Annotated in this window: 2 protein-coding genes and 1 pseudogene; all 3 read left to right on the top strand. The window is 43.1% G+C overall.

Features of this window, described 5'->3' with window-relative positions:
• Window positions 1–184, top strand: a pseudogene (locus C7H79_RS18575) (hypothetical protein); the annotation flags it as partial.
• A gap of 43 nt (window positions 185–227) precedes the next feature.
• The gene (locus C7H79_RS16395) at window positions 228–1,571 is read left to right on the top strand and encodes a putative porin (RefSeq protein ID WP_242447350.1); all 1,344 of its coding nucleotides are present in this window, start codon (window positions 228–230) and stop codon (window positions 1,569–1,571) included.
• A gap of 170 nt (window positions 1,572–1,741) precedes the next feature.
• Entirely contained in the window at window positions 1,742–4,498 is a 2,757-nt protein-coding gene (locus C7H79_RS16390; protein WP_242447349.1) for a bifunctional diguanylate cyclase/phosphodiesterase, read from the top strand.
• Window positions 4,499–4,664 lie beyond the last annotated feature (166 nt).

Genomic DNA, 4,664 nt, shown 5'->3' with positions numbered 1-4,664 from the left:
AGTATTTCCTTATCAATTAAGATCCACGTGGGACCGGTTAGTGTATTCAGGAACCGGTCAAGCGCCTATTACAGTAAATTCAGCTGAAGAGATGCTTGCCAGGGTGGCTAATACGCCTGGCTCAATCGGTTATTTATGGAGAGTTAATATTAATGAAAATGTTAACGTGCTCGAGATTAAGTAGCCGTCTTTTAGGCGCTTGCCAGAGAATAACTAGGCGATGGACCTTGTTATTATTTTGTGCTGGCTGCTTTTCAGTGCATGCACAAGAGCCTATTCAGGTACAAAAACAACCTGAAATTATAAAATCACCCGTCAAATGGCTGCAAACGTCGGAATTACCCGTGCAAGCTACCGGGTCAGATGGTGAGGCAACAAAACCTGGATTGGTGGAGAACACAATCGATTGGTTTCGAAAAACAGATCTTCCTGGCGATCTGCAGATTCATGGTTTTGCCAGCCAGGCGTATATTACGACTTCAGATAATGATGTTTTTGGGAATAGTGATAACGGAGGCAGCTTTGGACTCACAGAAACTGGATTGAATGTTTCCGCGCGCCCACTTCCAAGATTGCAAGTGTCAGCGCAGGTGTTGTCACGCCGTGCAGGTAAGGGAAGCTCAGGTATGCCACGCCTCGATTATGGTTTCTTAGATTACCGAGTATATTCGCATGAAGTGAATCAATTTGGCATACGCGTTGGCAGATTGAAGAATCCGTTTGGTTTCTATAATGATACGCGTGATGTACCATTTACACGCCCTACTATCATGCTGCCACAATCAATTTATTTTGATAGGACACGTAATGTTAGCCTTTCAGGAGATTCTGTACAATTGTATGGAGAAGCTGCTGTTTCCAAATGGGGCACAGTTTCAACTCAATTTGGTGTATTTCTACCTATAGTGAGTGACAGAGATACGGAAACTGCGCTTCTTGGCACAACGCGGCCAGGCCATTTAGAAAGAGACGTGTCGTACATTGGACGTGGAATTTTTGAAACGAATGACAAACGACTTCGTTTAGGTATTAGTGGAATATGGTTAAATACATCCTATGATCCTAATAGAAGATTGAATGATTCAATAGGCCCTGGTGCGTTACAGTTCACACCAATCTATTTTTCTGCACAATATAATGCAGAACGTTGGACGTTGACTTCCGAGTATGCAATACGCTCTTTCCAATATAATAATGATTTTGGAAACAATCCAACTGTCCGAGGGCTCAATGGTCTAAATTTCGTTGGCGAGAGTTATTATTTCCAAGGCGAATACCGTTTTACTCCAAATTGGACGGGTATTCTGAGGTATGATGCCCTCTACACAGATAGAGCAGATCGTGACGGCAGCGAATTTGCTAAACGCACTAAAGGACCCGCAGAAAGCCGTTTTGCTAAAGACATTACCGTGGGCCTTCGTTGGGATGCTACGCCAAAATTCATGCTTCGTGCTGAGTATCATTACGTAAATGGAACAGCATGGCTTTCAAGATTAGACAATCCAACGAGTGAAGGTCCACTTAGTCAGCACTGGCATCTTTTTGCGATCCAGGCCTCTTATCGTTTTTAGCTGGCTTGCGGATGGAAAACAGTACCGAGACTAAATTGGAGAAAGCGCTTATTGTATCGAACCATAAGGACCGCAGGTTCCGCAGTCTAAGATGGAAAATTTCACTAAGCAGCAGTTTGATATTGCTGTCCGTTGTTATGTTGTTTTGTTTTGTTAGCTATTTGGGTTTAATGGCTAATTTTGACAGTCAGCGAGAGACTGAGTACCGACGTTATGCCAGAGAAGTTAATAACCTCATCATAAACACTTCGCAGAATTTATATCAGCTTGCAGAAATGATTCCATTTCTGGATGGCATGAAAGAAGCATTGTTAATAAATGATAGTGAAAACATTGACAGCGTTTTTGATCCTCATTGGACCTTGCTGCAATTTCATAACAGTGTTGAGTTTATCCATTTCTATGATCCATTGAATCAACTCAGTGCCAGTTGGGACAGTCTGGCCACAAACATCGACGACAATATTTTACTATCGACTTGGGTAAGTCAGGTAAATCAATCCGAACGACCGATCAATCCGCTGCTGTGCCAGGAAAGTTGCATTCAATACATTGTTGCGCCCCTGCTGGTAGAAGGAAAGAAATCAGGTGTGGTGGTGATGGGGATTTCCCTGGCGGATGCGCTTTTGGCTTTTAAGCGAGTTTCCGGCGCTGATATAGGTTTGCTAATCACAGAACAAGATAATTTGATGCAAAATGATTTTGCTGTCTTGCATTGGAATATTCATATCTCAGCACTTACCAATAAAGCAATAAATCTCGAGATTCTCAACAAGGTGGCACAGGACTATAAGGATATGTCCGCACTGAGTGAAGGAATCCAGATGCGCTGGAATGATCAATATCATCAATTAAAATTGTTTCCTCTCAATTCATACGAGCCTGATAAAGCTTATCTGGTTATCATCACAGATGTTACGTCTGCGGTAATCAATATTCATGATTCCATATGGAAAATCGCATTCATTGGCTTGCTTGGATTGATTTGCTCTGAGATTTTATTATTCTTAATCTTCACCAGATTATTGGCCAAGCTCAAAGATGTTGCTATGGTACTTCCGCTCCTTGCTAGTGGCCAGTTTGAAAAATTCCGCTTGTCGCTGGCTTCAACAGGCCGTGTGCAGCGTTTTAGGGATGAGGTCGATACGTTGTCGGAGGCAGCTGTGTCTTTGTCGCTACAATTGGAAAAACTGGAGCAGGAAGTATCGAATCGGACCGAAATGTTGATCGAGCAAAAGGATGAGCTTAGTAAAGAGCGAGATTTCGTAAAGCATTTGCTGGATACTGCACAAGCAATTGTTCTGACACAGGATTCTGACGGCAGAATTATGTCATTGAATGAATATGGAGAGATGTTAACTCAATATACGGAAAGTGAACTACAGGGCAAATCTTTTCAGAATAGCTTGATTCCGGAATATGAATCACATGAAATGCTTTCCCGCTTTAAGGAAGTCCATAGCGGGAAGAGGGGGCAATTGCGTCATGAAGCCATTACCCATTGCAAGGATGGAACAACGCGTCATGTCGCCTGGTTACATTCACATTTATCCTGTAGATCACCCGATGAGCCGTCAATTTTGTCAGTCGGGTTGGATGTTACTGAGTATAAGCGAGTCGAAGGTCATCTAGCCTGGCTGGCTGACCATGATCCTTTGACTAATTTGTTTAACCGGCGTCGCTTTAGCGAGGAGTTGGAACAGGTGATAAGCCGGGCTGAACGATACCGTCATCCCGGTGCTTTATTATTCTTTGATCTGGATCGTTTTAAGTATATCAACGATACCAGCGGACATCAGGCTGGTGATACATTACTTAAAATGGTTGCAAGCATGCTGGCACAGACTATTCGTGCGAATGATATAACAGGACGCCTGGGGGGAGATGAGTTTGCGATTATATTGCCGGAGATAAATCCCAATGGGGCAATAGAGGTTGCCAAGAAGGTGCTGGATCAGTTGGGATTGGCGCAATTAACGATCAATAATCGTACCCACAAAATTTCTGCCAGTATCGGGATTGCATTGTTTCCAGAACATGGTGCCAATATACATGACTTGCTGGCAGCCGCTGATCTTGCCATGTATCAGGCAAAAGCGAAGGGGCGGAATGCTTGGTATCTATTTTCGGATAAAGATCGGAGTCGTGAACGCATTCATACCTTGGTTTATTGGAAAGAGAAAATCGAGTACTCGCATTTGCATGATAATTTCGTTTTGTATTTACAACCGATAATGCATGTGAAATCGAAGGAAATTTTACACTATGAAGTATTGCTGCGCATGCTGGATATTGATGGTACGGTGCTGTCGCCGGCTGATTTTATCCCCGCGGCTGAGCATACTGGATTAATTCATGCGATTGATCATATGGTGCTGCGCAAAGCCATTGCGCAGCTGGCCCAAATTTACCAAGCTGGATTCAGGGTTAGTTTCTCAATCAATCTGTCTGCCCATGCCTTCAATGATCCCGAGTTATTGCCCATCCTCAAGGCGGAATTGACATCGCATAAACTGGATCCTGCATGTGTGATGTTTGAAATCACTGAAACCGCGGCATTGGAAGATTTGCCCGGTGCACGCGGATTGATGATAGAAATTAGAGAATTAGGTTGCGGTTTTGTGTTGGATGATTTTGGTGTTGGTTTCTCGTCATTTTATTACTTGCGGGAATTGCCGGTAGATGTGGTTAAAATTGATGGCTCGTTTGTTCGTAATTTATCCGAAAGCGGTGATGATCTGATTCTGGTAAATGCGCTTTGCAGTGTTGCCAGAGGCTTTGGTAAAAGAATTACAGCAGAATTTGTCGAGACTGCAGAAATACTTTCAATCATTGAGAAAATGGATATCGATTATGCGCAAGGGTATTACATAGGAAAACCAGCACCTGCAAGTCAATTTCTGAAAGAGAAAATGACAGCTCGCTAGCCGAGCAACAAAACTGGGAGTTGTTGAATAAATCGAACTGTCGGTAAAAAGATGGCACATCTGGCATAATTCTGCAGGATTTCACCTGCAGAGAAGCCAATGCCTTATAAACACAACGAAAGTCGCCGTCATAAGATCGAAAAATCTCGTTATAAAGTGATGAACG

The organism is Nitrosomonas supralitoralis (genome assembly GCF_003011925.2).
Taxonomy (GTDB): domain Bacteria; phylum Pseudomonadota; class Gammaproteobacteria; order Burkholderiales; family Nitrosomonadaceae; genus Nitrosomonas; species Nitrosomonas supralitoralis.
The sequence above is the reverse complement of the archived record's forward strand: the minus strand, read 5'-3'. Positions and strand labels throughout refer to the sequence as shown.